Genomic DNA, 25,152 nt, shown 5'->3' on the forward strand with positions numbered 1-25,152 from the left:
AATTTCAGATTTCCACTTCGCTTGATCCTGCTTAATCCCGAAACTTCGGTAGCAGGAACACTACATTCCTAATATAAAATTTTGAAATAGCGTCCGCTAAAAAGAGTTATTCATACAATATGTGACGCAAGTTAAACTCGTAAAATACACCCATCAAAAGACTACGGCATAAAGCCAAAGCTTCGTCCACTACTTATGTATTCCGTTTCCTTTTGAGCTGAGATTTCAGCTTCCGTTTGGTTCTAGCTTAAATATTGTTTAATCTAAAATCAAATATTATGTATTTAAGTAATTTACAACAAGATGAGATTTTTGTTTCTTCAGAAATGAAATCCTTAAAAAGCCTCACGCAGATGGAATCTCGTAGAGGACTTGAAAATACCATTATCTCAAATGGTAAAATCGTTAATGTGGTATCAAACAGTTATGGCCATATTCCCAATCAATTATTCTTCAAGAAAGCAGAACAGATGCTTTTGGATGCTGGACTAAATTATCACAAACGAAGCGTCAATAGAAACGATAGGTCTTTCATAATAGACTTTATTATTGAAGATAGCAACCAGTTCAAATTAAAGAACAAGGAAGATTTAATACTACCCATGCTACGATTTAAAAACTCGTATGATGGTAGTGAAAAAACTTCTGGACATTTTGGTTTTTACAGAAAAGTATGCTCAAATGGATTGCACGTTTCGCAAGCAGAAATTGAGTTTTCCATAAAACATAGCAAAAATAATACAGAATTGATTATGCCAAGAATGAATGGCTTATTCGATAAGTTCCTGAACAATGAGTTTTATACCATCGTCAAGAAATTTGAAAAGATGAAAGATTTCAAAATCATCGACACCAAAGAATTTGTAAAAGCCATTTTGGATAAAACTAAGCTGTTTAGATATGAATGTAGCGATACTAATGAAGAGCCTTCAAAGAAATCCCGTGAAGTTCTTGAAACCTTGAACTACGAAGCACTACTGCTAAACGAAGAACCGAATTTATGGTTAGGCTACAATGCCTTCAATTCCATGTTACACAATACATTGAAGAAGACATTTTCACAACAAGAAAAGTGGGATAAAAAACTATTCAATGAAATATATGAAATGGTTTAAAACCTGATAATTAAAGGTTGCTCTAGTACCTTAAAACTAGAGCATTTTTTAGATTCATACTTTATTTCTGCTAAAAAAGGGGAGAGATATCTATATCAATATTGGTACAAAGATAAACTCGCAAAATATTATCATCAAAAGACTACAGCATAAAGCCAACGCTTCGCCCACAACTCATTTATTCCGTTTCCTTTTGAGTAGAAATTTTGTCTTCCGTTTGGGTTCTGCAAAAATATTGTTTAATCTAAAATTTAAGTATTATGACAACAAAAGCAAGTACTACAAGCAAAAACGGAAAGGCAACAGCCACCGTTAAAAATGAAGTCAAGAAGAAATTGACACAAGGCGCCATTGGACTTCAAGTTCAAGAACTACCTATCGGAAGGATTATTCCAGACCCAATGCAACCAAGAAAAACCTTTAACGATGAAGCGCTTAAGCAACTATCTGAAAGCATCGAAGAACACGGTGTCCTACAACCTATTACTGTCCGAAAATCTGGAAAAGATTACATCATCGTCATGGGAGAGCGTAGGTTTCGCGCAAGCAAATTGGTAAAAAAGAAAACCATTCCGAGTATCGTTAGGGAATATGCTAATAATGATGTTCTAGAAATTCAAATTATCGAAAATCTGCAACGACAGGATGTTGAACCTACTGAAGAAGCCGAAGCTGTAGCATTCCTAAGCGAAAAATATGCGCCAACGGAAATTGCAAAACGGTTGGGAAGAACAGAAAACTTTGTAAGGCAACGTTTAAAATTAGCAGCTCTAATTGAAGGTTTTAAAGTGTTTGTTCGTAATGGCGAAATGACGATTTCGTTAGGTGTAGGTGTTGCGCTTTTCGAGCCAGAGGAACAGCAAATGATGCTAGAAACAATGGGCGAAGATTTTAATGCACATCAAATTAATCAGATGATTAAAAATCAGACTTATGATTTGGAGAATGCACCTTTCGATGTGGTTGATGACAAATTGATTACTAAAGTCGGAGCTTGTACAACATGTCCGTTCAACGCAGCAAATCAAGGTAATTTGTTTGGCGAAGGTAAAATGGTGTGTACAAAATCAGCCTGTTATGAAACGAAGAAAAGCAAGTCATTCTTGAACTTGATTGAGAAATCGAAGAAAGAGAATGTGTTGTTGATTCCTGAAATTCGCAAATATTGGGCAACTGATGACAATAATAAGCTCATTATATCGCAATTGGAAAAAAGTGGCTTGAAGGTCTATCTGCTGGATGATGTTGAAATAATCGAAGAGCCAATTGAACCTACAATAGAAGCAATTAAGAAAGAATACCAACATTACGACTATTCTGAAAATGAGCTGAGCGCTGAATTTGAAGAAGTGACTCAGAATTACAAAGAAGAATTAAAAACATATAATTCAGCAAAAGAAAATGGATTTGTAAATGGTGTTATGTTTCATCCAAAAACGTATGTTCACAAAGCAATCTTTGTGAAGCTAGTAGAAGATTCAAAAACTGAAAATTCTACATATTCGGAACCGTTGGCAAATAGAAAAATGGCAGAGTGTTCGCCAGAAGAGCAAATCGTTAAAATCAACGAAAGAGAAACACGAAAGCGACACATCGGGCATAATAAGGAATTTGAGGACATAGTTCAGATGATTCGTGAAACCGATTATATCGAAAAGAAGAAATCACTTTCGGTAGATGAAATGGTGGCTTTCTCATTAACGGTATTTGAAAACAATGTGGACTATGTAGGTCGACAAAAACACTTTTCAAAATTATTGGGTAACACATCCAAGAAGACTGATGTGGAAACTGTCGAGAACTTCAAAAAGAATTTCAAAAAGGAAACCTTTTATAAGTTGATTCGGTACATCCTTACCAAGCAAGTACATTTTGGCGAAAGCAATCACGTTAATAACTTAACAAACATTTCATTCTACAATGCGATGCAAGGGTATTATAAAACCAAAATTGCCAATATTGAAAAGGAATATGCAGAAGAGAGAAACAAGCGTGAAGCACGTTTGAAAGAGCGAATAGGAAAACTTGAAAAGAAAATTCAGGAATTAAACGATTAGCTTTTGTTGTTGGAAGTAAGGGGCAGCATTCGTGCTGGCTCTTATTTTTTTATATAGTCCTTCGTAAAAAAAAGGTAGGTAGAACCTATTCAATCAATATCAGCGCAAAGGTAAACTCGTAAAATACACCCATCAAAAGACTACGGCATAAAGCCTACACATCATCCAACGCTTATTTATTCCGTTTCCTTTTGAGCTGTGATTTTATCTTCCGTTTAGATACTGCTCAAATATTGTTTAATCAAAAAATATTAGAATTATGAAACAAGTACCTGAAAAACCCAACATGTCATTACAAGAAGCAGAAGAACATTACCGATTAAGTAGTGAAAATTACGATGTCGATAGTGGAGAAAGTCATTTAGCTTATTACAGGGAAAAGCATCCTGCGAATTATCAAGTATTATTAGATAGCGTTTAACCTGCCTGTCGGCAGACAGGTTTAAAATCTCACATCATGGAAAATTTAAAAGTAGTTCAGTTCGATTTCGGTTTTGAATGTAAGCCGATATTAGCAAAAGAAAAAGTAGTAAAACCAACTAAAAAGCATAAGAGTGATTTCGTTTTCGATTTTATGGATTGCCTTGCGAGTCCAATAATTGTTTTTAAATCAGCATGGCAAGACACTATTCCAAAAGACATTCTTGGTAGAATAAAATTATCACGAATAATATGCTCAATGACGCAAGAGAAAATGGCATCACTTATAGAGACTTTAGCCTATATGATGCCAAGAACTTATGAAGCACCCATGCAAACAGAATGGGTAAACATTTACACGTGGCTAGGACTTCAATATGCAATGCAGACCAAAAGTAAAGACCAATTAGAAGCTATGATTGAAATAGCACCAAAAGAATTGTCAGATTATGAAAAAGGACTCTTAAAAAACCTGAGATTATGGATTTATGATAAGCGAAGAAAAGCGCTTAAGGGTATTTTGAAAAAGAATAAAGTATCAAAAGACGATGGTATTTTGGATATTCAAGAGAAGTTGTTTTAAAATAATATTCCGCTTATACGAGGAGATTGTCTTATCATGCCATTCAGCACATTTCCTTCCATTCCGTACCCGCCTGCCGGACGGGCAGGAAAACTACATTCCAGAAAATGAGCTTCATTATCAAAGTCTTGGACATAATCCACACTTTTGACTCTTCATTCCGTTAACCCTTTCCGCTTCTCTGGAAAGGAACACTTCATTCCCAAGTAAAAAGTGTGGATCAAGTCCGATTCTCTAAAATACAGAAGCACAGGATTAAATAAAAAATACTTTTATTACATATCGTTATTGGGATAATGTTATATTTATGAGTTATAATACACATTGTGCGTTATTCAAAAAACAGCAATAAATAAATGAAATACCAAACATTTCAACCAAATTCAGATTTGGAATCTCTTATCAGTTGTTATTGGACTTTAGAAGTTCCTGCTGAATCTGATGCACAAAGACAGCGGATAATTCCAGATGGAACAATTGAAATGGCTTTTATACTTGGAGACGATATTAAACGATACACTTCGGAGAATGAATTCATTATACAACCTCGTGCAATGGTTCTCGGACAGACGATTGAACCCTTTTATATTGAACCGACAGGCTACGTGAATACATTTGCAATTCGTTTTTATCCTTATGGTTTTGCGAATTTTGTAAATATGCCGATTAAGAATTTAGCAAATAAGGAAACACCTATTGAATTTTTGTTCGGAGAAAAAACAGCTAATGAATTGGAACAAAAAATAATTCAGGCGATCAATAGTCGTGAACGAATAGAAATCATTGAAAATTTTCTATTAGATAAATTAAACAAAAAAACTACAATTGACAATATCGTAAAAACAACGATTGATGCCCTTTTAGCAACGAATGGAAGTGCTTCGATAAGTACTATTCTTAAAGGAGATTTATCAAAACGGAGACAACTTGAACGGAAATTTTTAAAACAAATTGGAGTTAGTCCAAAACAATTAGGTAAAGTAATCCGACTGCAAACTGCCCTAAAATTGCTTCTTAATAAAGAGTCTGAAAAATTGACTGATATTGCGTATAAAACAGAATACTTCGACCAAGCACATTTTACAAAAGACTTTAAAGAGTTTACTGGAATTAACCCAAAGGAGTTTTTAAGCAATGAAAATATGACACTTTCTACCCTTTTCTACAAATAGTCAGGGTGTCGCATTTTTACAATTTTTTTATTTGTACTAAGCCTAAATTTGTCTTGTAAAATCAAACAGGACGAAATGAAAAAAACCATTCTTTATACAGCCATAATTCTTTCATTTAGTATTACAGCCTGTAACAATCAAAGCAAATCTAAAACCGAAACTATCTCGGTAGAATCTAATATTAATCAAAAAACAGAAAAAATGAAAAGTCATATTTCAATTTTTGAAATTCCAGCAACGGATATTTCACGAGCAGTTAATTTTTATCAAGCAATTTTAGACCTTAACATTGAGAAAATGGAAATGCCCGAAATGGAAATGGGAATATTTCCTTATGAAGAACAAATGGTTACTGGAGTTATTATTAGAGCAGAAGGCTATAAACCTTCGGCTAATGGTGTAACCATATACTTAAATGGTGGAGATAATCTTCAAGTAATTCTTGATAAAGTTGAGAAAACTGGAGGAGAAATAATTGTTCCGAAATCACTTCACGCAGACGAAAGTGGTTATTACGCTCTATTTCTTGACTCGGAAGGAAATAAAATTGGTCTGCATTCCCCAAATTAAATACGGGAAAAAGAACGAACGAAAAACAACGTATATAACTCATAGCTAATTAGTTTTTTGTTTAAACCGTATTTGCATTTTATTTATTAGATTACTTTCTGAAAATTAATTACAATTTATTTCCTTACTATTCTTATACTAGAAAGTTTCCTCGTCCTAATTTTAAATTTTATTAATTAGTCACTAACAATTAATTATTCATGACGATGGTAACCTCTTTTTCAGAATCCATTCAGCACATTTTTTTCCATTTCGTAAAAACTACATTCCAGTAAAAGAGCTTCATTAAAATAAGTCTTGGTCCTAATCCACACTTTTGAAACTTCATTCCGTTAACCCTTTCCGCTTCTCTGGGAAGGAATACTTCATTCCCAAATAAAAAGCGTGAATCAAGTCCGCCTAATAGGATAAAATTGTATTTGCATTTTGTTCCACTTCCTATGATTTTGTATTTCACAAAGACTTTAGAATCACTTCCGTAATCCAACACCGTCATACCTTTTTTTGACAGCAAAATAACAACATTCAGCTTTGAACGACAGCATAACCAGGCTCACTTCGACTGCGCTCAGCGCAGGCTAACCTCGCACTTTTTATATGTCTAAACAAAGCTGAATATTGGAGCGCACTAAGCAACAAAAAGAAGGTAACAGCGTCGGCTCTATGGGAAGTAAATCTAAAATGAATCTTATGAAATCTTACAAAATCAATAAAAAGGAAGCGGAACAAAAGTTAAAAAAACAAAAAAAGGAAAACGCTCTGGATATAATAAGTAAATCAATAACAAAGCCTTTCTGAATAGTTCAGTTAGGTCAATATTAATCTTTAAATTTTTTAATTATGAGTACTCTAAAAAACAAAGTACAGTTAATTGGCAACGTAGGAAACGAGCCAGAAATCACAAACCTTGAAAGCGGAAAGAAAGTTGCAAAATTTTCAATCGCAACCAATGAATCTTATAAAGATTCTAAAGGCGAAAAAGTGACAAATACCCAATGGCACAATATTGTAGCATGGGGAAAGATTGCCGAAATTGTTGAGAAATATGTAGGCAAAGGAAAAGAAGTAGCACTAGAGGGAAAATTGACCTCACGCTCTTATGAAACCAAAGAGGGAGAAAAAAGATACGTTACCGAAGTGGTCGTAGATGAAATCTTGCTTTTAGGAATTAAAGGCGAAAACGCTACTGAATAATTGAAAATTAAAAGAGAGCGTTCTTGTCGAAAAGTTGCGCTCTCTTTTTCATTATTAACTTATAAAAAGAAAAAACAATGAAGGATAAAGTTAACAAAATAAAAGCCGATTTGCAACATTTTTGTGGTACAGAAATGTTCTTTAAAATCCCATTAATTGGAACTCGTTTTACTGACGGATTGAAATATTTAGCCAACGAAGCGGAATGCTTTTGGCTGATTACAGATGCATCAGTAATTGCAAAAAGTTTATCAAATAGAAGCTCTTTTATTACTATCGATTTTAAGCGACTTTCTGAAAAGGAACAGTTTGAAAAACAATGTGAAGCCATCATTAATTATAGTGATGGAAATGATAAAATTTTTGAAACGCACCGATATAATGTAACCGATTTTCCTTTGGATGAATTGCGATTATTTTTCGTAGATAATACGTTGATGCTTCCGAGCGAATACTGAAAATTGTGTTATGGTATATCTCAATTATACGAACCTCGATAACGAAACCCAAGAACGTTTGGTTTCGGTTTCCAAAAAAGATGTTGAGCATAAATTTGGAAATGATTTGAAACGCTATGCCGAAGAACATCATATTGAATATGATACACTTTTGGAAGAAGAAGCTCTAAGAAATTTGTATTCTTATGACTATGTTTTTAATATTTAAAATCGAATTATTAACCCAGGGCCTTTAATTATTTAGAGGTCTTTTTTTGTCATGTTATTTTATATTCTGCAACAAAAAGAGGGGTTTGTTAAACATACTTTTAAACTTCAATTGAAACACTCTTAAAAAATCTAATTTCAATTCGTATTACAGAAAAAGCCATTACATTTTTGGATGTAATGGTATTTTTTTTGTCCCGCTAAAGCGGGACGAAAAGGAATAGCAAGAGGGTAACACGCTAGCGCGATGTTTCGATTTTCAGTTTTTTCAAAACCCTAGTGAAATCAACACCTATCGGCGATTGATTGTTTTGGTTTTCAAATTTTTAGCATCGTTTTTTCAGAAAATAACCTCGCAACCCAATAAAAACAACAAATTTTTTCAGAAAAAATGGATAAAGGATATGAAAAAGAGCGGTTTGAGAAGCTCGGGATTAAAACTTCAGTAGCAGAGCGTTTTCGAGAGTTTAGTAAAAAATTGTCTAAATCACAATCGATGACGTTGCTTTTGATGCTAGACTTTTTTGAGAATAATGGCATTTCACCAAATGAAACTTTGGGACCAAATATGCAAACATTGGAGAGTGAAATTAAGAAGCGAATCAATGCGGTAATCGCCATCATAAAAGACATAGAAAAGAACCATGACAAACCTACAACCGCGATGTTGGAATCCTTGTTTATGGGATTAGAACCCAAACCGAAAAAGCTGATTTTAGCGAAAGAAATTAAAGAAGTCAAAGACACAAAAGTTCAGTTTGTCGAAAAAAAAGATTCAAATAATCAATTATAAAATTATGTATATCACAATTACAGCTCAAAAATTAGGAGGAGATTATTCACAAAGCTCTACGGATTTTGCTCAGTATCTGGAGAAGGAAAATCAAGGATTGGAGCAAGAAGATGTCGAACATTTTTTTAATCAATATGGAGATGAAATTCAAGTGAAAGAAGTGGTAAAAGAAATCGATGGTAATACTGCAAAACTGAAAAAGAAAGAACCAAAATTTTATTCAATTACAGTTAGTCCTAGTAAATATGAATTGAGAAAAATGCAGAATAATTCTGAAGATTTAAAAAAATATACAAGAGCCATAATGAAGGATTATGCAACATCATTTAATCGAGAAATAAATGGTAAGCCAATAACAGTTGACGACATAAAATATTTTGCAAAAATTGAGCATCAAAGAACATTTAAAGGAACAGATAAAAAGGTAAAAGAAAACCAACCTTTTGCCACAAAAATACTTCAGCTAAAAACTGATATCCGAAAAATAGAGAATCATCAATTAGAGGGAAATATAAAGAAAATGAAATCCCAAATAATCAAACTCGAAGCTGGAGCACCACACCAACAAAATGGAAAACGGATTGTTCAAGGGATGAAAAAAGCGGGTAATCAAAGTCATATTCATATTATCGTGAGCCGAAAAGATGCCTCAAATTCTGTGAGTTTATCGCCAGGATCTAAACACAAAGCTTCTGAAGTTGAGATGCATGGTAAAATTGTAAAACGTGGTTTTGATAGAGATGCATTTTTTACAAAAGCTGAAAGCACTTTCGACAAAACATTTGGCTACAAACGCAACTATGCAGAATCGTATAAATCGAAGAAAGATTTCATTAAAAATCCAAAGTTGTACTTCGCAACACTATTAGGATTGCCAGCAAGTGAGAAAGCCATAGCTTTTAAAATGCTTGCGAAATCTGGAGTACCTATTATGAGTATTCCAACTAATCAAGTGCAGTTGGCACTAAAAACAATCAGGACTTTAAAACGTGGTGTGGACGTGGCGATTAAATCTGGTTCAATAGGCATATAACATGGAAATACAAGGAGTCATATTTACTATTGGGTTATTATTTGGAATGAGCTTGGTGTTCTCTAGTCTTTTCAAAATGACGCAACATGCCTTTTTTATAAATCTAATTTTGACTGTAATTTGTTTAGGTCTACTTTTCAGAATGAGCCCATATTTTATGCAATGGGTTATACAATTACTTTATATTGGTTGCCCACTTTTACTTATCAATACAGTTTTATATGTATTTCTTCACAAGGAGAATGAAATGTTAGATTCCAATAATAAGCACCAAGTCCATTTTAAAGTAAAACGTGGAAGTTTTAAAATAAACAACATCAAACGAGGTGCTTCAATAATTGGTTCTGCAGGAAGTGGGAAAACTGAAAGTGTCGTTTTTAATTTTCTTCAGCATTTCAGTAAGCATAAATTTTCTGGTGTGATTCACGATTACAAGAATTTTGAAATCACAGAAATGGCATTCCCCTTATTTGAAAAAAACGAAATTGATTTTAAAGTGATTTCATTCGATAATATTCATGATCGAGTGAATCCGATAGCACCAAGATATATGACCAATGAAGAAAGCGTAAATGAAGTTGCTCGTGTACTCATTGAAAACTTATTAGAGCAAAGAGAATCTGGAAGTATAGGAACAACAAAATTTTTTAATGATGCAGCAGAAGGTTTAATTAGTGGTTTGATTTGGATGTTGAGAACGAAATATCCGCATTTGTGCACACTACCACATTTAATAGCTATTTATCAATTTCTAGACACAGATAGTCTAATTGCTTTTTTGAGTTTAAATACAACATCGAGAGCGATGGCAGATGCGTTTATTAGTGGTAAGGATTCCGACAGACAAACCGCTGGAGTAAAAAGCACTTTGGCCAATGCGCTCAAAAAAATAAGTACGCTACGTATTTTTATGACCTTATCCGCAGATGATGTTCCGTTAGATATAAATAGCCAGGAGAAACCTTTAGCAATTTCAGTAGTCAATAATCCGAAATACGAGACTGCATATTCGCCAATTATAGCGACTATTATTCACACGATTACCAAACAAATGAGTGTACGAGATTCAAATGCTTCGTTTTTGTTGATGGAAGAAGCACCAACAATCAGATTATTAAATATGCACAGAATTCCAGCCACATTGCGTAGTTATGATATTGCCACGATTTACGTAATGCAAGACAAAATACAGAATGATATGATGTATGGAGATAAGGCGAGTAAAGCGATTTTAAGTAATTTATCATATCAATTCTTCGGAAAGGTAAACGATCCAGACACCGCGAAATATTACGAACGCTTTTTTGAAATTGTAAAGAAAGAAACCACAAGCGTAAACAGAGGTCATAATCTTAATTTTGATACACGAATTACAACAGGAGAGCGTGAGGTTGCAAAAATTAGAGCTGATGTGTTTTTCAGACTGAAAGAAGGCGAATTTATTACGTTCGCAGATGGAAAGGACAGAAAAGTACAATTTAAATTGCCTAAAATTGAAAAGCGACTACCAACAAAGCAGCAGAACTATTCTGATGCTGATTTACAAGCTAATTTTGATAGAGTTTATAAAGAAGTTAGATCGATTTTCAAAAATTAATATCAGTATCTTTATAGCGTAATTAGTTAGACCATTTCAATTTTCATGACCGAGACCAATCGTATAGAATACAAACAAGAGCTTACTGAAGGATTAGAAAAAGAAGTCATTGCTTTTCTGAACTATCGCGAAGGTGGCATTATCTATATAGGTATTGATAAAACAGGAAAAACTTATGGTTTGGCAGATTCAGATAGTGACCAATTAAAGATAAAGGATCGGTTGAAACACAATATTAAACCATCTGCATTAGGCTTATTTGATATTGTTAGTGAAGAACGTGAGGGTAAGGATATCATAAAAATTATTGTAGCAAGTGGACCAGAAAAACCATATCATTTAAGAAAATATGGTATGAGTGAAAAGGGGTGCTTTATACGAATTGGAACTGCTGCAGAACCAATGCCTCAAAAAATGATTGATACGCTTTTTTCTAAACGTACTCGAAATTCCATAAGTAAAATCAAAGCAACGACACAAGACTTGACTTTTAGCCAACTGAAAATATATTATGAAGAATCAGGCTATAAACTAGGCAACGCATTTGCTAAAAATTTAGAACTACTTACTGAAGATGGCGCATATAATTATGCAGCTTATCTTTTGGCAGATAAGAATAATACGTCTATTAAAGTTGCTAAATATTCTGGTACAAATCGAACAGATTTAATAGAAAGTAATGAGTATGGCAATGAGTGTTTAGCAAAGGCAACTAAACAAGTCATAGATAAAATTGCTGTAGAAAATAGAATAGCTACAAAAATCACTTCAAAGGAGAGAGAACAAAGCCACCTATGGAATCCTATTGCATTACGTGAAGCCATTATTAATGCTTTTGTACATAATGATTATACCAATGAAGTACCGCCCAAGTTTGAGATTTTTTCAGATAGAATTGAAATTACATCTGCTGGAGGTTTACCTGAAGGATTGAGTCAGCAAGAATTTTTTGAAGGGTTTTCAGTCCCTCGTAACAAAGAACTGATGCGCATATTCAAAGACTTGGAGTTAGTAGAACAATTGGGTTCTGGTATTCCACGTATTTTAGATCATTATGGTAAAGAGAGTTTTAATTTTTCTGAAAACTTTCTTAGAATGGCTTTTGTTACTAAAGAACTTACTACTAAAGTAGATGATAAAGAAGATAATGGAGAAGGTGGTGCAATAGGTGGTGTAATAGGTGGTGTAATAGGTAGTGAAATAGACGATAATTCTAAATTGACTAAAAGGCAAAAAGAAGTACTTAAACTAATTGCTGAAAATAAAACCATAACTTATAATGAAATAGCTGAAGTTTTAGGTATCAATGAATCTGCTGTTGGTAAACATATAAATGCTATTAAAGAAAAAGGCTATTTAGAACGAAAAGATGGTACTAGAGGGTATTGGGAAATTAATATGAGTAAATAACCAATGACAGGAATTCTACTTATTTTATTAATATTATTCTTTCTCGGACTTCCATTCTATTGGATTTATAAACTGATTTCAAAAAAGAAAAAAGGAAATAAAACTAATGTTCAAAACTTATCAAAAGATGAATCTAAATTTGAAGCTTCAGATTTAATTAGGAAAACGAAGTTTATGTTTATGGACGATTATCGAATGTGGACAAAACTATCTGAGGCTGAAAGGAAAGAACGTTTAAACGATATTCAAGTCATATTTGATTATGGTAAAGACCATATCACAAGAGAAATGATAAAGAAAGGTTTTGAACCTGGCTCAAAAATAATTGATATTAAATATTTTACAGGATTGTCCGAACACGGATTTACAATTTCAACATTTATTATTCAACACAAAGATGGTGGGGAAATAAGAGCTTTAACAATGAATATAGACTTGAAGAAAATGGAATTTAAAGCCACTCGAAATGCTTATTTTAGTTCAGGAAAGGAAAAATATTACTATTTGAAAGATAGAGAAAATTTAATGGAAATATAAGACCTGTTTAATATATGACAGACCAAGAAAAAAGCTTCATAGAATCCTGTTTTGAAGGCAATTTAAGATTTATCAAGACATGTGTAAAACACGGAGTAGATATTCATGTTGCTAATGATTGGTGTATAGATATTGCTGCTAGAAAAGGATATTCTAAAATTGTCACCTATTTTCTAGAGAATGGAATTTCTCATGAATCTGCTGCTAAAAAAATGGTACTTGCATATACTTGTGATGCTCAGGACTTGGAACTTGTAAAGTATCTCATTGGGAAATCAGCAGAATATAAAAATGAGACTTCTGCATTGCAATGGACAGCAGCTAAAGGTAATCTACCAATTATGGAATTGCTACTTGGTTACTTTAACGAGTTTAACGGTATTTTTTGTAGTGCAGCTAGTACAGGTCAAGTAACGTTGTTACAATTCTTAATAGATAATGACCTTCATAATCTTGATAGTGGAGCAGAAAGAGCTGTTTACTGGGCAGGAGAGAAAGGAAAATGGAATGCGGTTGAATTACTACTCGAAAATAATATTGGAACTCTCGATAACTTAGGAGCAGACTATAGTGCTAAACTTATTGATTGGAGAGAGAAAACGAAAAAGAATAAATTATAGATATTGAGGGCACAAATACATTATTTAGAATTAGTATATCCACCCATTTCGAATCAAGAATCTGAGTGGCTGAAAAACGATACGGAGTCTTTAGATTGGTTTAAGAGAAGTAAAATTTATTTTATAGGACAAAGGGCAGAATCAAAATTCATTTTTGAAAATGAAAATTTAGTTTTGATGAATTTGAGTCTTTCAGGTAAAATCAACTTTAAATTTGAATCTGGAGGCAATGAAATGTCCGGAAGTATAGATTTAGTTGAATTGTTTAAAGCTCATGATTTACCACTTATGGAATTTGGAGATTTAGATATAGAACTTGGAGATAAGTTAATTAGAATATGGAAAAAATCTGAAGATCCTGAAGTAATAGATTGGTTCACAACAGAGAAATTTCTTTATAATCTTTCATATCAACCACCATTTTTATCAGGGTTTGAAAATTACAGAGATTTTACAAAGTACCATTTGCACTACATAGGAATTTCTACGAAGAATGATAGCTTTAGTAGGCTTGTGATTAAACCTCATGACAAGCGACTTAGAATACTTTCAAATGAGCATCCGCATAATAAAGGTTCTAGGGTTACAGATGAAATGATATTGTTTTTTTTCGATATTAATTCATTAGAAATAAAGCAATATTTGCATCCGACAGATTTTAATGAACTTGGGAAAAATGAATTAGAAGATAGATTAAGAATTTTTAAAGATGCGGAGAAAGCATTTGTAAATATTCTTGATACCAACTATAATGAAATTAAATTTAAGGATTACCCAAATTATGCTGATACTTTAATTAATTCTACAGTAGAGCGATATTCTTTCTCGATTAATGAGGATATTGAATTTATAACAGATAAGACAACAATTTTTGGCGCAAGAGAAAATTATGGAATGTCAAAAGATCAAGCAGATTTCATTTTTATTGAAAAAGATACAGGTTCAGTAGAATTGATGAAATTGAAAGACAAAAGCACAAAGGGATGAAAGTAATTTCATCCCTTATAAGTTAATTTTATATTTAAAAAAAGTATCTAATTTTCACAACGGCGCTTTTTCCTTAGGATCTCTAACCGTAACTTTCCAAACACCATCTTGCTTTACCAATTTAAAAATGCCTGGTGTTTTGTCATAAGAGGTCGAGTATTTTATCCAAGCAACATCGCCTTCTGTAACTTCATCTATAAGTTTAAAATTTGATTCTGAACCTTTAGGTTTAGCAAACATTTTTTGAAGATTGGAAAATGTGGCAAAACCTTCTGGTGTTGTATGCTTTTTAAGCGTGGCTTCTTTGCCTTGATAAAAACTTTCTGCAACGATTTCTGCTACCGATGAAGGATCTGAATTCGTAGTTCCCGCACAAGAAATAAATAAGGCAACAAGTGAGTAAATGGCTATTTTTTTCATGATATTATTAATTTGGGTTATTGATATATTTATGTGATACTTTCATTTCAATATTTCGTTCGCCATCTTTCTCATTTAATTCTAAAACTACTCTTCTGTCATTAGATAACGAAAATTTAGGCATAACATATATAAATCTTACGGTTTCATTTACCACAATTTTAGAAGGCAGATGATGTTTAAAAATAGGCTCTATGTACAAACGTTGTAAAGATTTCTTTTTTCCTTTTTGTCGCGTTTCAACGGAAAGGTTTAGGAAATTCAAATCATAATCCAAAGTAGAATTATTCCTAATTTGAATAACGAAGTAGAGCTCTTCTTTATCAAAAACAACATTTTCAAGCCTCATGACAACACCATTATTTCGTCTTGTATGTCTTCCAAGATATTGTCTTCCATCAAGAAGATAAGAGCAGAATTTTTGATAATAATACGTGCTATTATCAATCTTCTTTTCAAAATTTTTAGACAGAATCGAGTCCTCAACTTTTGGTTTTTCACTCCCGATACTACTTGTCATCGGGATGAAATAATTGAGCTTTGAAAGCTGCGCTTTATACCTTACAATATACGAAAAAATCGAACCATTTCTATTGATTACCAGTAGATTACTTTCTTTTCCCTGCTTGGCTTGCAGTAAGCCGAAATATTGTTCTTTTTCACGATTGTAGGTAAATACAAAATTTTCTGAACCTGTTATGCCTTGACGAATAGGCTCAGGAAAAAAGAGCGCAACATTTTTAGTGTCGTTTGCATAAATAGTGTCAAGTGAGGTTGTTGTTTGCGCATTCATAGAAACGGAAACAATAATTAGAGTCAAAATGTTGATATAGTTTTTCATAAGAGTGCGTTTTTAAATACCCATAATGGGTCATAATTTTGGTTTTAGAATAAGTTTGTAATTGTTTAATACGGTAATCTTTACATTTCGATTACTACGTCTTAGTACCTTTGTAATACCACCTACCTGCGGAACAGTTGGGATATTGATATCGCTAATAACATCGTCTAGAACTTCATTTGTCGCTTCAGCTCTAAAATTGTTTTCCACATAAATACCTTCGCTACCATCTTGTAAATCGAAAGCTTTGAGTTTTGTGGGATGATGATTGATGTTTTCAATTTCAATTAAAGCACGATTAGGCTGAAAGCTTATGAACCCGAATACAAGTGTGTTCTTGGGCATTAGTTTATTGTTGATTGTTGCAGCTTTGGTAAGTCGCATTCTCAATCTGGTGTTTGCCTTTACAATTTGGTCGCCATCAACAACCACGTAAATGGTAGCATCCGTATTGCCAATAATAGAAAGTTCATTGGGTTTTGGTGCAGCTGCAAAAAACAGTTGATGTTCCAAGCCTAATTCTTTAGCTTGAATTTTAAGTTCTCTAAGTATTTCTGAAGAATCAATTTCTATAGGTTGCTTCTTTTCGACTTTCTTCTGTCCGAAGTTTTGATATTTTTTATCAGAATATAGAATTTTGCCTGCATCATAAATACTATCTACAATACGTTTTCTTTCACGTTCTGGAAGGTCTGGATCGTAATAACCCATAGAATCAATTAATTTTTCATCATAGATGCTGGGTGCATTGGTTTCGCGTACTTCTTTTAAATCATTAAGAGCATCTAACTTAGAATCATACTCTTTTTGATTTTCTTCCAAATCTGGTATCAAGGTCTGTTCTAGGTTTTCATTCTCATTGTCATCGTCGCCCATTACCATCACGGAATAGGAAATAATGAATATAAAGACAATGGCTAATACAGCTGCAAATACTATTTTGTTCTTTTGTACTTTCATAAGAGTGATATTTTAATGCTTATTATGGGCTTTCATTGCTTAATTTTTTTAGAGTGTTTTCGAAATAATTGGTAATTAACAATCCGTGTGGATTATTAGGAAAGTTTCGATCAACCATAATTAGGTTTCCGGTGGAAACCAATTTATATGTGTCAATTATAGAACCTCTATTGATTTCAAAAATGGTGGTTGAAGTAAAACCATACGCGCCATTATTTTCTGTTATCTGCGACTCGATGCTCAGTACTTTTTGAACTAATGAATATTGCAATAATCGATTATAGACACCATCAGCTTTTTTCTGACGATATAAGTTGTCGACCGAACTATTACCAAGCCAAAGTGCCTTTTTCAGATTCTTTTCATAATTGCTGGCATCGATATTATAGAAGTAATTGTGAAATAGTTCTAAATGCGCCAAAGCTTCAACCTTAAAGTTTTCTTTTTGGTTAACGAGCTTCAGCGGAATAATACTGCCATCTGTATTAATGGCAAAAGCACTATTCATCGCATTTTTATTTGTATTAAATGCCATCCAAACCGAAAAAGTACTAGATAGCAATGCGCAAACGACTACTGCCAAAACAATAAATCGATTCAGTTTTAGTACGTTGTAAATATTTTTGTATGGTGTTTTCATATTTTTATCTTTAATCTGCCTTAGGCAGTAAATAATCTAAGAGTAAAAGATGTAGCGCGTTTATATAACTTGAACTTCAGGAATACGATAAAGCCAACCGAACCTAATTGTACAACAGGCGCAAAGAATCCCTGGCCAAAATCGGTACCAAACAAGTTGGTCCAGAAGTTGGTGTTTATTTCAGTATAGATGGCATTGACAAACACATTGACCAGAAAAAATGCTGGCACTAACATATAAACAGCTGCATAGAGTTTGAAAAATGTGTAGGCAAGAGAGCGGAATTTTTCAAATACAGCTAAACTTATAACCAATGGGAAAAACGCTTGCATAATCCCCAACAGGAAGAAGCGTTCTGCTAAAAATAGCGGGTAAATAAACAGGTCAAGAATCCATAAGATGGTACTCAACATAAATGCTAATATCTTGAATCCATAAAGTGGTGTTACTAAAGCTTCATAAAGTAAAGTCATTGCCATACTTGCAGCATCTAATAAACCGACTTCTTCTTCAAGCGGTAAATCCTGTAATTGCAATGGTAATAACGCAGGTGCAGTCCCTCGATATTGTCCTTCAATGGCAACTAAAATACCATCGAAAAACCCTAACACCTGCGTTGAAAAAATAACCAAGATTACCACAGCAAAATTCTTTGCGAGTTCGCCTGGACTCAATCCCCAAGAATAGCCATCTTTATCCGCAATACCTTCATTGTATTTTTTTAGGATATTGACCAAGAAAAACAATACAGCAAGCGTTTTCATTCCTGCAATGGTATATTGCGAAAAACTGCTGTTCTGTATGGTTTGAAATACCGTGTCGATATATTCCAGTCCAATTCCTAAAATGATGGTTGCGGTCATTTCTAATAGATTGTTTCGCGATTATTAACTTTATCTTGCATTTTTCTGAAGGAAATAATATCTCTATATCGTTTCGTTTTTGTAGTGATATTTGAAACCATTTCTTTAGATTCCTGTTCTTTCTTTTTAAGAACTTCTGCACGTTCGGCATCGGTCATTTTAAGATTGTCGCTGGATAAAATTTCGCCCATAAATTCAACGGTGTCCAATGAGTTTTGGACTATCGCATCGAATGATTCTGCAATTCGTGTAACTTCTTCAGGTTTTATATAAGGCGAGTTCAAAATGTCTTGCAAATCGTTTTGCATAACCTGAATAAGACGTTGATTGTTTTGTGCAATTTCCTCAACCGCTCTGAGTTGTTGTACCACACTAGAAACTTTTTCTATGGCTTCTTTTGCATCCTTTAAAAATTTCACAGACTTAATCATTTGAGCTGTCTGTTTACCAGATTCTACAAGTTGCTTTACCAAACTAATAAAATTGGTGTTGTCATAAGTAGGCATTCCTTGGCTTGTTGCCTTTGATGGAATTAATAGCATTAATGCTACTGCCATTACTAAAATTCTGATTTTCTTTTTCATAATATTACGTTTTAGATGTGAATTGAATTATTGCTTTTTGCATGTCATGATGCTCTTCATAGAACTTCATTATGTCTTCGTTTTCTTGTCCATCGGTCAAATAAGCTGCATAAACTTCTTTGGGAACTTCGAGCCTAAAAATGTTGCTTTCTTTTCCGATTTTAATAAACATTTCGGTGTACTTGCGTGGACCAGAAAGATTGTTTTTAATGGATTTTAATTGGTTTAAGTCGTGGCTAGATAGATTGAGTCTTTTAACCAGTTCTTCATAACCTTTTTCATTATTAAGACTGTAAATGACTTGCGTGTTTTCTAGAATACTTGCAGATGTTGAATTATTCGGAAGCTGATTAATCGATTGCAGGATAATTCCAATAGCGCCATTTTGTTTACGAATAGCTTGATAGTAGAACTCTACACTTTCAAGTACGTTTTCAAACTTCAGTTGTTTGGCAAACTCATCAAATAAGATGATGCCTTTTTCAGCTCTGTTTTTCCAAATGGTTCTTTGAATGGCTGACTTAATCAACTTCAACATTACGGACAAAATTTCCTTATTGTCCTTTACTTCGTCGAGTTCAAAAACAATCAATCGTTTGTCTTCTATTTTATAAGTTTGGTCTTCGCTAACTTCAAATAGAAAGCTATATAGACCATCGCCAACGTACTCAGACATCACATGCAAGAAGCTCGTAACATTAAAGTAGTCAGGATGGATTTTTAAGGTACTCAGAAGATCTTCCTGATTCCTTTCTATAAAGTTATAATAGCCTTCCAAAGAATGATTTTCTGAAGTGCTATTGTAATAATGGCGCAGTATCTTTTTAACCGAAACTGATTGCGCTTTAGTTACTTTTAAATCCGAAGCAAACAGTTCAAAAAGAAAGACCGATAAATCTTCAAGTCGCTCAGGTGTTAAATCTTTTACGTCACTAATATAAAAGGGATTGATACCTAAGTTCTTTCCGCTTTCGTATCGTAATACGGTATATTTTTCAGGATAGAGCTTGGCGAATTTGGTATAAGAACCACCCAAATCTATTATGACTAAACGAACACCACTTTCAAAATATTGGCGCAGAATGTTGTTGGCTAAGAACGATTTGCCTTCGCCTGTTGGTGCGAAAATGGCAAAATTTCTAGCCTTGATGCGTTTCTTTTTTTCATCCCAAACATCTTTTAATACCGGAATGTTATGTTCTCTATCATTAAAGATGATGCCTGTTTTATCTGATTTGTAGTTGGTGTTATTTAAAAACAAGCAAAGCGCATGCTTTAAATCAGTTACGTATAAATCATTGTTTGAAAAATTAGAAGAGAAGCAACAGTAACTATTTAGTATATAATTTTTGCGTTCTTCGCCTCGTGGATAGTAAGGAATGATATCCAATTCTTTAAATTCGGTTTTAATTTTGGAAGTTATTTTATCTAACTCTTTAGCATCCTTAGACCAATACACAATATTGAGATGACCACGTATTATTCGTGAATTGTCATCTGCATTAATTTGGTCCAGAATGTGCTGAATTTTACCAAGCACCACTTTGTTCTGTGAACCAAAATTGGAACTCTTATTGAGTTCCTCTATTTTCTTATCGAGTAGCTTACGCCACTTCTGTTTGTCATCCAAATAGAGAATCTGGTTGACAATATGATTTTCATTGAGCGTAAGTCCTAAACCATCAATAAACCCTTGATGAAACACAAAATCGTCCGAAGTGAATTTCTCATTAGTTTTGCTACTCTGAACATTTTCGCCAAAGCATAGTTCGCTGTTGATGGCAAGCGCATCAAAATAGTTTTCGCCAATATTGACGCTTTTCTTTTTCAATAAAATATCGGTATCAAATCCTTCATTAAAACCATTAAAATAACAACTTGTTAGTTGCTGAATATCTTCTGATTTTAGCGGAAGAAATTCTATTTTCCTACTATTATTTATAAAGGAAACCGAATCGTTTACTGAGTTTGCGAAGCTCTTAATATTATCGTCGAGTTCTTGTACAATGCCTTTTGAAATTTTTCTGAAAGGATTGACGTATTTCGGATTGTTGAGTGCTTTGTTCTTGGTTAATATGAAGAACAAATAACATTTATGCTCTATATGTCCGCGACCTTTAAAATGGGCGTGTGTGGCTTTTTCTAAAAAGGTGGTATTTGGAAGTTGTTCCGAAGTATAAGTTTTTTTTAGGTAGATGTCTTGTTTATGGACAACAGTTCCAATAGGTAGCGATTTCAAAGCTTGAAACCATGCACCATGCATATCTTCAAAATCCTTTTCGGATAAGGAATAGATTTCTGGCAGATTCCCTTCATAGCATAAAACCACATTGCCATTATTAGCAAATACAATATGGTCTTGAATATCTACAATGGGTTGATATGCTGAAATACTAATCTTACTCATAATCGAAGCCGGAGTTTCTTTTGTTACTTATAATTCTTGGGAAGGCTTTTGCCATCTGAAAAAGTTGTGGATTGTGGGTTATGCGCGTCAAGGCAACATATAATGCAGAATTAAAAATCAGAATGCCAATTATCAACACAAAACTGAAAGAGAAGATGATAATTAATAATGATGCTAATATAGAAACCATCATTAAGGCAAATAGGGAAATGGGCAAGCCAAAAATGACCGCCCGTTTCCTAATGTTTTTATAGACCTCGTATCGCTTCATTAAACAACTATTGTTATTAAGTAAGTGAATATGCCTACCACAGCACCAGCGATGAGAACAAATACTAAAACACGAGTAATACCTTTTTTAAGGTCTGCGTTTTCGCCAAAGAAATGACCAGCATTAAATAGGAAACCAATAAGAAATATGACACCTAGGATGATGGGGAAAATGGTTCTAATGGTATCTGAAACATCGTTTACAGAATCTTCAATACCACCAATTTGTGCAAAGCTTGACGCTGATGTTAGCAAGAATGTGAGTAAGACAAAAATTGATTTTTTCATAACGAATAGATTTTAAATTATTTATTATCCGTGCAGTACGTCAAACTTCGCCGTCTGCTAAGACTTTTGTGAAATCTATTATGAAATGAAGATGAAGGAAGAAAATCTCTAAATTTTAACGCTAATTGGTGTTAAACTTTTGAAGATTATTAAGGAAGTGATTGATTTCTTAAATATTGTGTAATCTAAAACGATTATTATGAACACATTAAATCAAATTACACTCTTACTATTCTGTATAGTTTTTTTAAATCTCACTTATGCACAAAATGGTAAAGACCAAGTAAGGAACCCTATTGTAGTTATAGACCCTGGACATGGCGGAAAAGATGCTGGTGCATCAACCAGAAATGGTATAAAGGAAAAAGATATTGCTTTGGGTATTGCTTCTAAAATAGTGGTGCTAAATAGCAAGTTGATTGAAAATCCATTACTATTATTTCTTACTAGATATACAGACACATTAATATCTCTTAGCGATAGAACGGAACTATCCAAAAAATTAAAAGCTGATATATTTATTTCGATACATTGCAATCAAGCTATAAATAGAACAGCATCAGGAACAGAAGTTTTTATTCATCCTAAAAGTGAAGTGCAAGCTGAAAAATCTGCCTATTTAGGTTTTACTATACAAAAAGGATTAGCTGATATACTTGGCATTAAAAAACGTGGATTGAAATATGGAAACTTCCAAGTTCTGAGGAATAGTTCTAGCGGTAGCGCAAGTATTCTTTTAGAACTTGGGTTTTTATCTCAAACCGATGAGGCAATATATTTATCTAAGGAAGAATCTCAAAGTGCAGTTGCTTTGGTTATACTTCAATCGATTGTTAAATTTTTAGGGTTATGAGTGAGTTTATGATTGCTATTGTTAAGAGTTTAAAAGAAATTCTAGTAGCCTTGTTTAATTCTTTATTTAGAAACAAAAGCCTGTAATTGTTTAGTTTACTATTGACATTTTGTCAGAATTAAATTAAAAATAGCACTAAAATAATATTGGTCAGCTTATTGATATAAATGTTAAAGAAATTATAATATTTGTATGCAAAACCAACCAAGACTTAAAATATTATCCATTGATGGAGGAGGAATTAAAGGTGTTTTTCCTGCGAAATTTTTAGCCTTGCTTGAGGAAGAAATAGGAGAAGGACAAATACACAAGTATTTCGATATTATAACTGGTACTTCAACTGGAGGTATAATAGCTTTAGCTCTTTCATTAGGTGTTCCAGCAAAAAGAATTCTTGAACTCTATAAAGATAATGCGTACACTATTTTTGGAAAAAAAAGATATAATATTTTTAGACGTGCATTTTACAATAATGAGCCATTGGAAGCACTTTTAAAAGATATATTCAAGGAATATCATAACAAAGATGTACATCCCAGAATAGATGATGCTAAAACGAAACTGCTGATTCCTATTTATAGCTTAACGGATGGTTCAACGCAAGTACTTAAAACACCACATGCATCGGATTTAATTTTAGATAAGCATATACCTATGTATATGGCAGCAATGGCAACATCGGCAGCACCTACTTTTTTTAATCCGTATTCAAATAATTTTAAGAAAATTGATTCTACAACGGTTGAGAGTTTTACCAATAAGGTAGATGGTGGTGTTTATGCTAATAATCCGAGTATGATTGCACTTATAGAAGCACAGACCAGATTAGAAAAAAATCTTTCCGAAATAGATTTACTTTCATTGGGAACAGGACAAAAAATATTTTCCAATGCCAAGAAGAAAAAAAGATGGCAGGTTTTCTATTGGATTTGGAAAAAAAGAATTATCGAATTGTTTATGCAAAGTCAGTCACAAATAGTGCATAACTCTATTTCTGTGTTGAATAATTTTAATAACGATTTTAATTACCATAGAATTGATTTAGAGTTTGATGATAACTTTAAAGTTGCTATGGATGAGAAAAACGCAAATAAATTGGAGGCTTTAGCTGAACGAGCAACCAGAGAATATCAAAAAAACTGTAAAGATGTATTGGATACCTATTTTGGCAATAGGTAGTTACCTATTACTCAAAAACACTAATGAAAAGAAACCTAGAAAAAAAACTTATAATATGGCAAACTGTAATAAACTTTTTAAAGACTATAATGTTAATTTAACAATCAAGTCGGCAAAAAAAGACCGTCTGAAGGAGTCAAAAAGAGTATTAAGAGATAGAATTAGAAAATATTTCAAAGATAATCATCCAGATTATGTGCCTGAGTTTTATATTCAAGGTAGTTACAAAATGAAAACTACTATTGTAACGAAGGATGACGATTGTGATTTAGATGATGGTGTCTATTTTAAAAGAGAAGTAGGTGTAACTGGTACAACACTTCAAAAATGGGTTAAAGATGCAGTAACTGGTGCTACTTCTGCCGATCCTCAACATAGAAAAAGATGTGTTAGGGTTATTTACGCAGCAGATTATCATATTGATTTTCCAGTTTACTATTTTCAAGAAGATTGGGAACATCCTCGTTTAGCAGTTAAAGATGAAGAATTACAAGAGAGTGATCCAAAAGAGGTTATTGATTGGTTCGCTGGGGCTAAAGATGAGAATGGTCAATTAGTAAGAGTAGTAAAGTTTTTAAAGGGTTGGGGAGATTTTAAAAGAAATAAAATGCCAAGTGGATTAGCTATGTGCATTTTGGCTGAGAAAAATATTAAATATAACGATAGAGATGACATCTCGATAAAAGAGACATTAGAAACTATTAAGACGGCATTAAACAATAGTTTTGAATGTATTGTTCCTGGAACGCCATATGATGATTTATTTTCAGATTACGATGATTCAAGAAAGAATAACTTTCTTTCAAACCTTGATGACTTCATCAAAGATGCTACAAAAGCAGTTGAAGATGAGCCTAATCAGTTAAAATCAAGTAAACTATGGAGAAAACACTTTGGAGATAAGTTTCCTTTAGGAGCAGATGAAGATGTTGACGCTAAAGAAAAAGCATTACTAGCTCAATCGGCAAGTATTCTATCAGGTACTGCGCATACAAAAAGAGATGGATCAATAAGTGATTCAGGAAGTGTGAAAAATAAACCGCATACTAATTATGGCGGGAAGTAAATTTCATAAAAATAGAGCCCAAAAATCA

At 33.2% G+C, this 25,152-nt stretch carries 28 protein-coding genes; 19 read left to right on the forward strand and 9 right to left on the reverse strand.

The window, feature by feature from the left end:
• Positions 1-278 precede the first annotated feature (278 nt).
• The 16 genes from M890_RS0110800 (at position 279) to M890_RS0110890 (ending at position 14,753) form a co-directional block, all read left to right on the forward strand.
• Positions 279-1,115, forward strand: a complete 837-nt coding sequence (locus M890_RS0110800) for a DUF932 domain-containing protein (RefSeq protein ID WP_028283559.1) — start codon at positions 279-281, stop codon at positions 1,113-1,115.
• A 260-nt stretch (positions 1,116-1,375) separates the two neighbouring features.
• Positions 1,376-3,172, forward strand: coding sequence for a ParB/RepB/Spo0J family partition protein (locus M890_RS0110805; protein WP_028283560.1), 1,797 nt, complete (start codon positions 1,376-1,378; stop codon positions 3,170-3,172).
• 259 nt (positions 3,173-3,431) lie between these two features.
• Positions 3,432-3,593: a hypothetical protein gene (locus M890_RS16755; protein WP_157243276.1), complete on the forward strand. Its 162-nt coding sequence runs from the start codon at positions 3,432-3,434 to the stop codon at positions 3,591-3,593.
• Between the two features lie 36 nt (positions 3,594-3,629).
• Entirely contained in the window at positions 3,630-4,175 is a 546-nt protein-coding gene (locus tag M890_RS0110815) for a hypothetical protein (protein ID WP_028283561.1), read from the forward strand.
• A 356-nt stretch (positions 4,176-4,531) separates the two neighbouring features.
• Positions 4,532-5,347: an AraC family transcriptional regulator gene (locus tag M890_RS0110825; protein WP_028283562.1), complete on the forward strand. Its 816-nt coding sequence runs from the start codon at positions 4,532-4,534 to the stop codon at positions 5,345-5,347.
• 75 nt (positions 5,348-5,422) lie between these two features.
• Positions 5,423-5,917, forward strand: a complete 495-nt coding sequence (locus M890_RS0110830) for a VOC family protein (RefSeq protein ID WP_028283563.1) — start codon at positions 5,423-5,425, stop codon at positions 5,915-5,917.
• Between the two features lie 840 nt (positions 5,918-6,757).
• Positions 6,758-7,111: a single-stranded DNA-binding protein gene (locus tag M890_RS0110845; RefSeq protein WP_028283565.1), complete on the forward strand. Its 354-nt coding sequence runs from the start codon at positions 6,758-6,760 to the stop codon at positions 7,109-7,111.
• A 77-nt stretch (positions 7,112-7,188) separates the two neighbouring features.
• Positions 7,189-7,569: a DUF6876 family protein gene (locus M890_RS0110850; protein WP_028283566.1), complete on the forward strand. Its 381-nt coding sequence runs from the start codon at positions 7,189-7,191 to the stop codon at positions 7,567-7,569.
• Positions 7,570-7,579: 10 nt separating this feature from the next.
• Positions 7,580-7,777 carry a hypothetical protein gene (locus M890_RS16950; RefSeq protein WP_028283567.1) on the forward strand — a complete coding sequence of 66 codons (198 nt, stop codon included), beginning with the start codon at positions 7,580-7,582 and terminating at the stop codon, positions 7,775-7,777.
• Positions 7,778-8,167: 390 nt separating this feature from the next.
• Complete coding sequence (locus tag M890_RS0110860; protein ID WP_028283568.1) at positions 8,168-8,569, forward strand: BfmA/BtgA family mobilization protein; 402 nt, start codon at positions 8,168-8,170, stop codon at positions 8,567-8,569.
• Positions 8,570-8,573: 4 nt separating this feature from the next.
• A complete protein-coding gene (gene mobB / locus M890_RS0110865) occupies positions 8,574-9,602 on the forward strand; it encodes a MobB family relaxase (protein WP_028283569.1) in 1,029 nt (342 codons plus the stop codon).
• A gap of 1 nt (position 9,603) precedes the next feature.
• Positions 9,604-11,199, forward strand: coding sequence for a type IV secretory system conjugative DNA transfer family protein (locus M890_RS0110870; RefSeq protein WP_028283570.1), 1,596 nt, complete (start codon positions 9,604-9,606; stop codon positions 11,197-11,199).
• A 45-nt stretch (positions 11,200-11,244) separates the two neighbouring features.
• Complete coding sequence (locus M890_RS0110875) at positions 11,245-12,609, forward strand: RNA-binding domain-containing protein (RefSeq protein WP_028283571.1); 1,365 nt, start codon at positions 11,245-11,247, stop codon at positions 12,607-12,609.
• Positions 12,610-12,612: 3 nt separating this feature from the next.
• Positions 12,613-13,146: a hypothetical protein gene (locus tag M890_RS0110880; RefSeq protein WP_028283572.1), complete on the forward strand. Its 534-nt coding sequence runs from the start codon at positions 12,613-12,615 to the stop codon at positions 13,144-13,146.
• A 14-nt stretch (positions 13,147-13,160) separates the two neighbouring features.
• Entirely contained in the window at positions 13,161-13,766 is a 606-nt protein-coding gene (locus M890_RS0110885; RefSeq protein ID WP_028283573.1) for an ankyrin repeat domain-containing protein, read from the forward strand.
• Positions 13,767-13,769: 3 nt separating this feature from the next.
• Positions 13,770-14,753: a hypothetical protein gene (locus tag M890_RS0110890; protein ID WP_036597449.1), complete on the forward strand. Its 984-nt coding sequence runs from the start codon at positions 13,770-13,772 to the stop codon at positions 14,751-14,753.
• A 54-nt stretch (positions 14,754-14,807) separates the two neighbouring features.
• Here M890_RS0110890 and M890_RS0110895 read toward each other — a convergent pair whose 3' ends face one another.
• From M890_RS0110895 to M890_RS0110935, 9 genes are read right to left on the reverse strand one after another with little or no spacing between them, the layout of a single operon-like run.
• A complete protein-coding gene (locus M890_RS0110895; protein WP_028283575.1) occupies positions 14,808-15,173 on the reverse strand; it encodes a hypothetical protein in 366 nt (121 codons plus the stop codon).
• Between the two features lie 7 nt (positions 15,174-15,180).
• Positions 15,181-16,014: a DUF4138 domain-containing protein gene (locus tag M890_RS0110900; RefSeq protein ID WP_028283576.1), complete on the reverse strand. Its 834-nt coding sequence runs from the start codon at positions 16,012-16,014 to the stop codon at positions 15,181-15,183.
• Between the two features lie 30 nt (positions 16,015-16,044).
• Positions 16,045-16,974: a conjugative transposon protein TraM gene (gene traM, locus M890_RS0110905; RefSeq protein ID WP_028283577.1), complete on the reverse strand. Its 930-nt coding sequence runs from the start codon at positions 16,972-16,974 to the stop codon at positions 16,045-16,047.
• A gap of 22 nt (positions 16,975-16,996) precedes the next feature.
• Positions 16,997-17,614 (reverse strand): conjugal transfer protein TraK, encoded by a 618-nt coding sequence (locus tag M890_RS0110910; protein ID WP_028283578.1) that lies wholly within the window; start codon positions 17,612-17,614, stop codon positions 16,997-16,999.
• A gap of 20 nt (positions 17,615-17,634) precedes the next feature.
• On the reverse strand, positions 17,635-18,477 hold the full coding sequence (locus tag M890_RS0110915) for a hypothetical protein (protein ID WP_028283579.1): 843 nt from the start codon (positions 18,475-18,477) through the stop codon (positions 17,635-17,637).
• 2 nt (positions 18,478-18,479) lie between these two features.
• Entirely contained in the window at positions 18,480-19,061 is a 582-nt protein-coding gene (locus M890_RS0110920) for a hypothetical protein (protein ID WP_028283580.1), read from the reverse strand.
• A 4-nt stretch (positions 19,062-19,065) separates the two neighbouring features.
• Positions 19,066-21,468, reverse strand: a complete 2,403-nt coding sequence (locus M890_RS0110925; protein ID WP_028283581.1) for a TraG family conjugative transposon ATPase — start codon at positions 21,466-21,468, stop codon at positions 19,066-19,068.
• A complete protein-coding gene (locus tag M890_RS16955; protein ID WP_084553653.1) occupies positions 21,461-21,739 on the reverse strand; it encodes a hypothetical protein in 279 nt (92 codons plus the stop codon). Before M890_RS16955 ends, M890_RS0110925 begins: the two co-directional genes overlap by 8 nt.
• Positions 21,739-22,026 carry a hypothetical protein gene (locus M890_RS0110935; RefSeq protein WP_028283582.1) on the reverse strand — a complete coding sequence of 96 codons (288 nt, stop codon included), beginning with the start codon at positions 22,024-22,026 and terminating at the stop codon, positions 21,739-21,741. The genes M890_RS16955 and M890_RS0110935 overlap by 1 nt, the downstream gene beginning before the upstream one ends.
• Before the next feature lie 199 nt (positions 22,027-22,225).
• On the opposite strand from M890_RS0110935, the gene M890_RS16055 reads away from it, so the two are divergent.
• The 3 genes from M890_RS16055 (at position 22,226) to M890_RS0110950 (ending at position 25,124) form a co-directional block, all read left to right on the forward strand.
• Positions 22,226-22,879, forward strand: coding sequence for an N-acetylmuramoyl-L-alanine amidase family protein (locus M890_RS16055; RefSeq protein ID WP_084553656.1), 654 nt, complete (start codon positions 22,226-22,228; stop codon positions 22,877-22,879).
• A gap of 192 nt (positions 22,880-23,071) precedes the next feature.
• Positions 23,072-24,058 (forward strand): CBASS cGAMP-activated phospholipase, encoded by a 987-nt coding sequence (locus tag M890_RS16060; RefSeq protein ID WP_036597460.1) that lies wholly within the window; start codon positions 23,072-23,074, stop codon positions 24,056-24,058.
• 55 nt (positions 24,059-24,113) lie between these two features.
• Positions 24,114-25,124: a CBASS cGAMP synthase gene (locus M890_RS0110950; protein ID WP_028283583.1), complete on the forward strand. Its 1,011-nt coding sequence runs from the start codon at positions 24,114-24,116 to the stop codon at positions 25,122-25,124.
• The last annotated feature ends 28 nt before the right edge of the window (positions 25,125-25,152 follow it).

It is taken from the genome of Olleya marilimosa CAM030 (assembly GCF_000518485.1).
Lineage (GTDB): Bacteria > Bacteroidota > Bacteroidia > Flavobacteriales > Flavobacteriaceae > Olleya > Olleya marilimosa.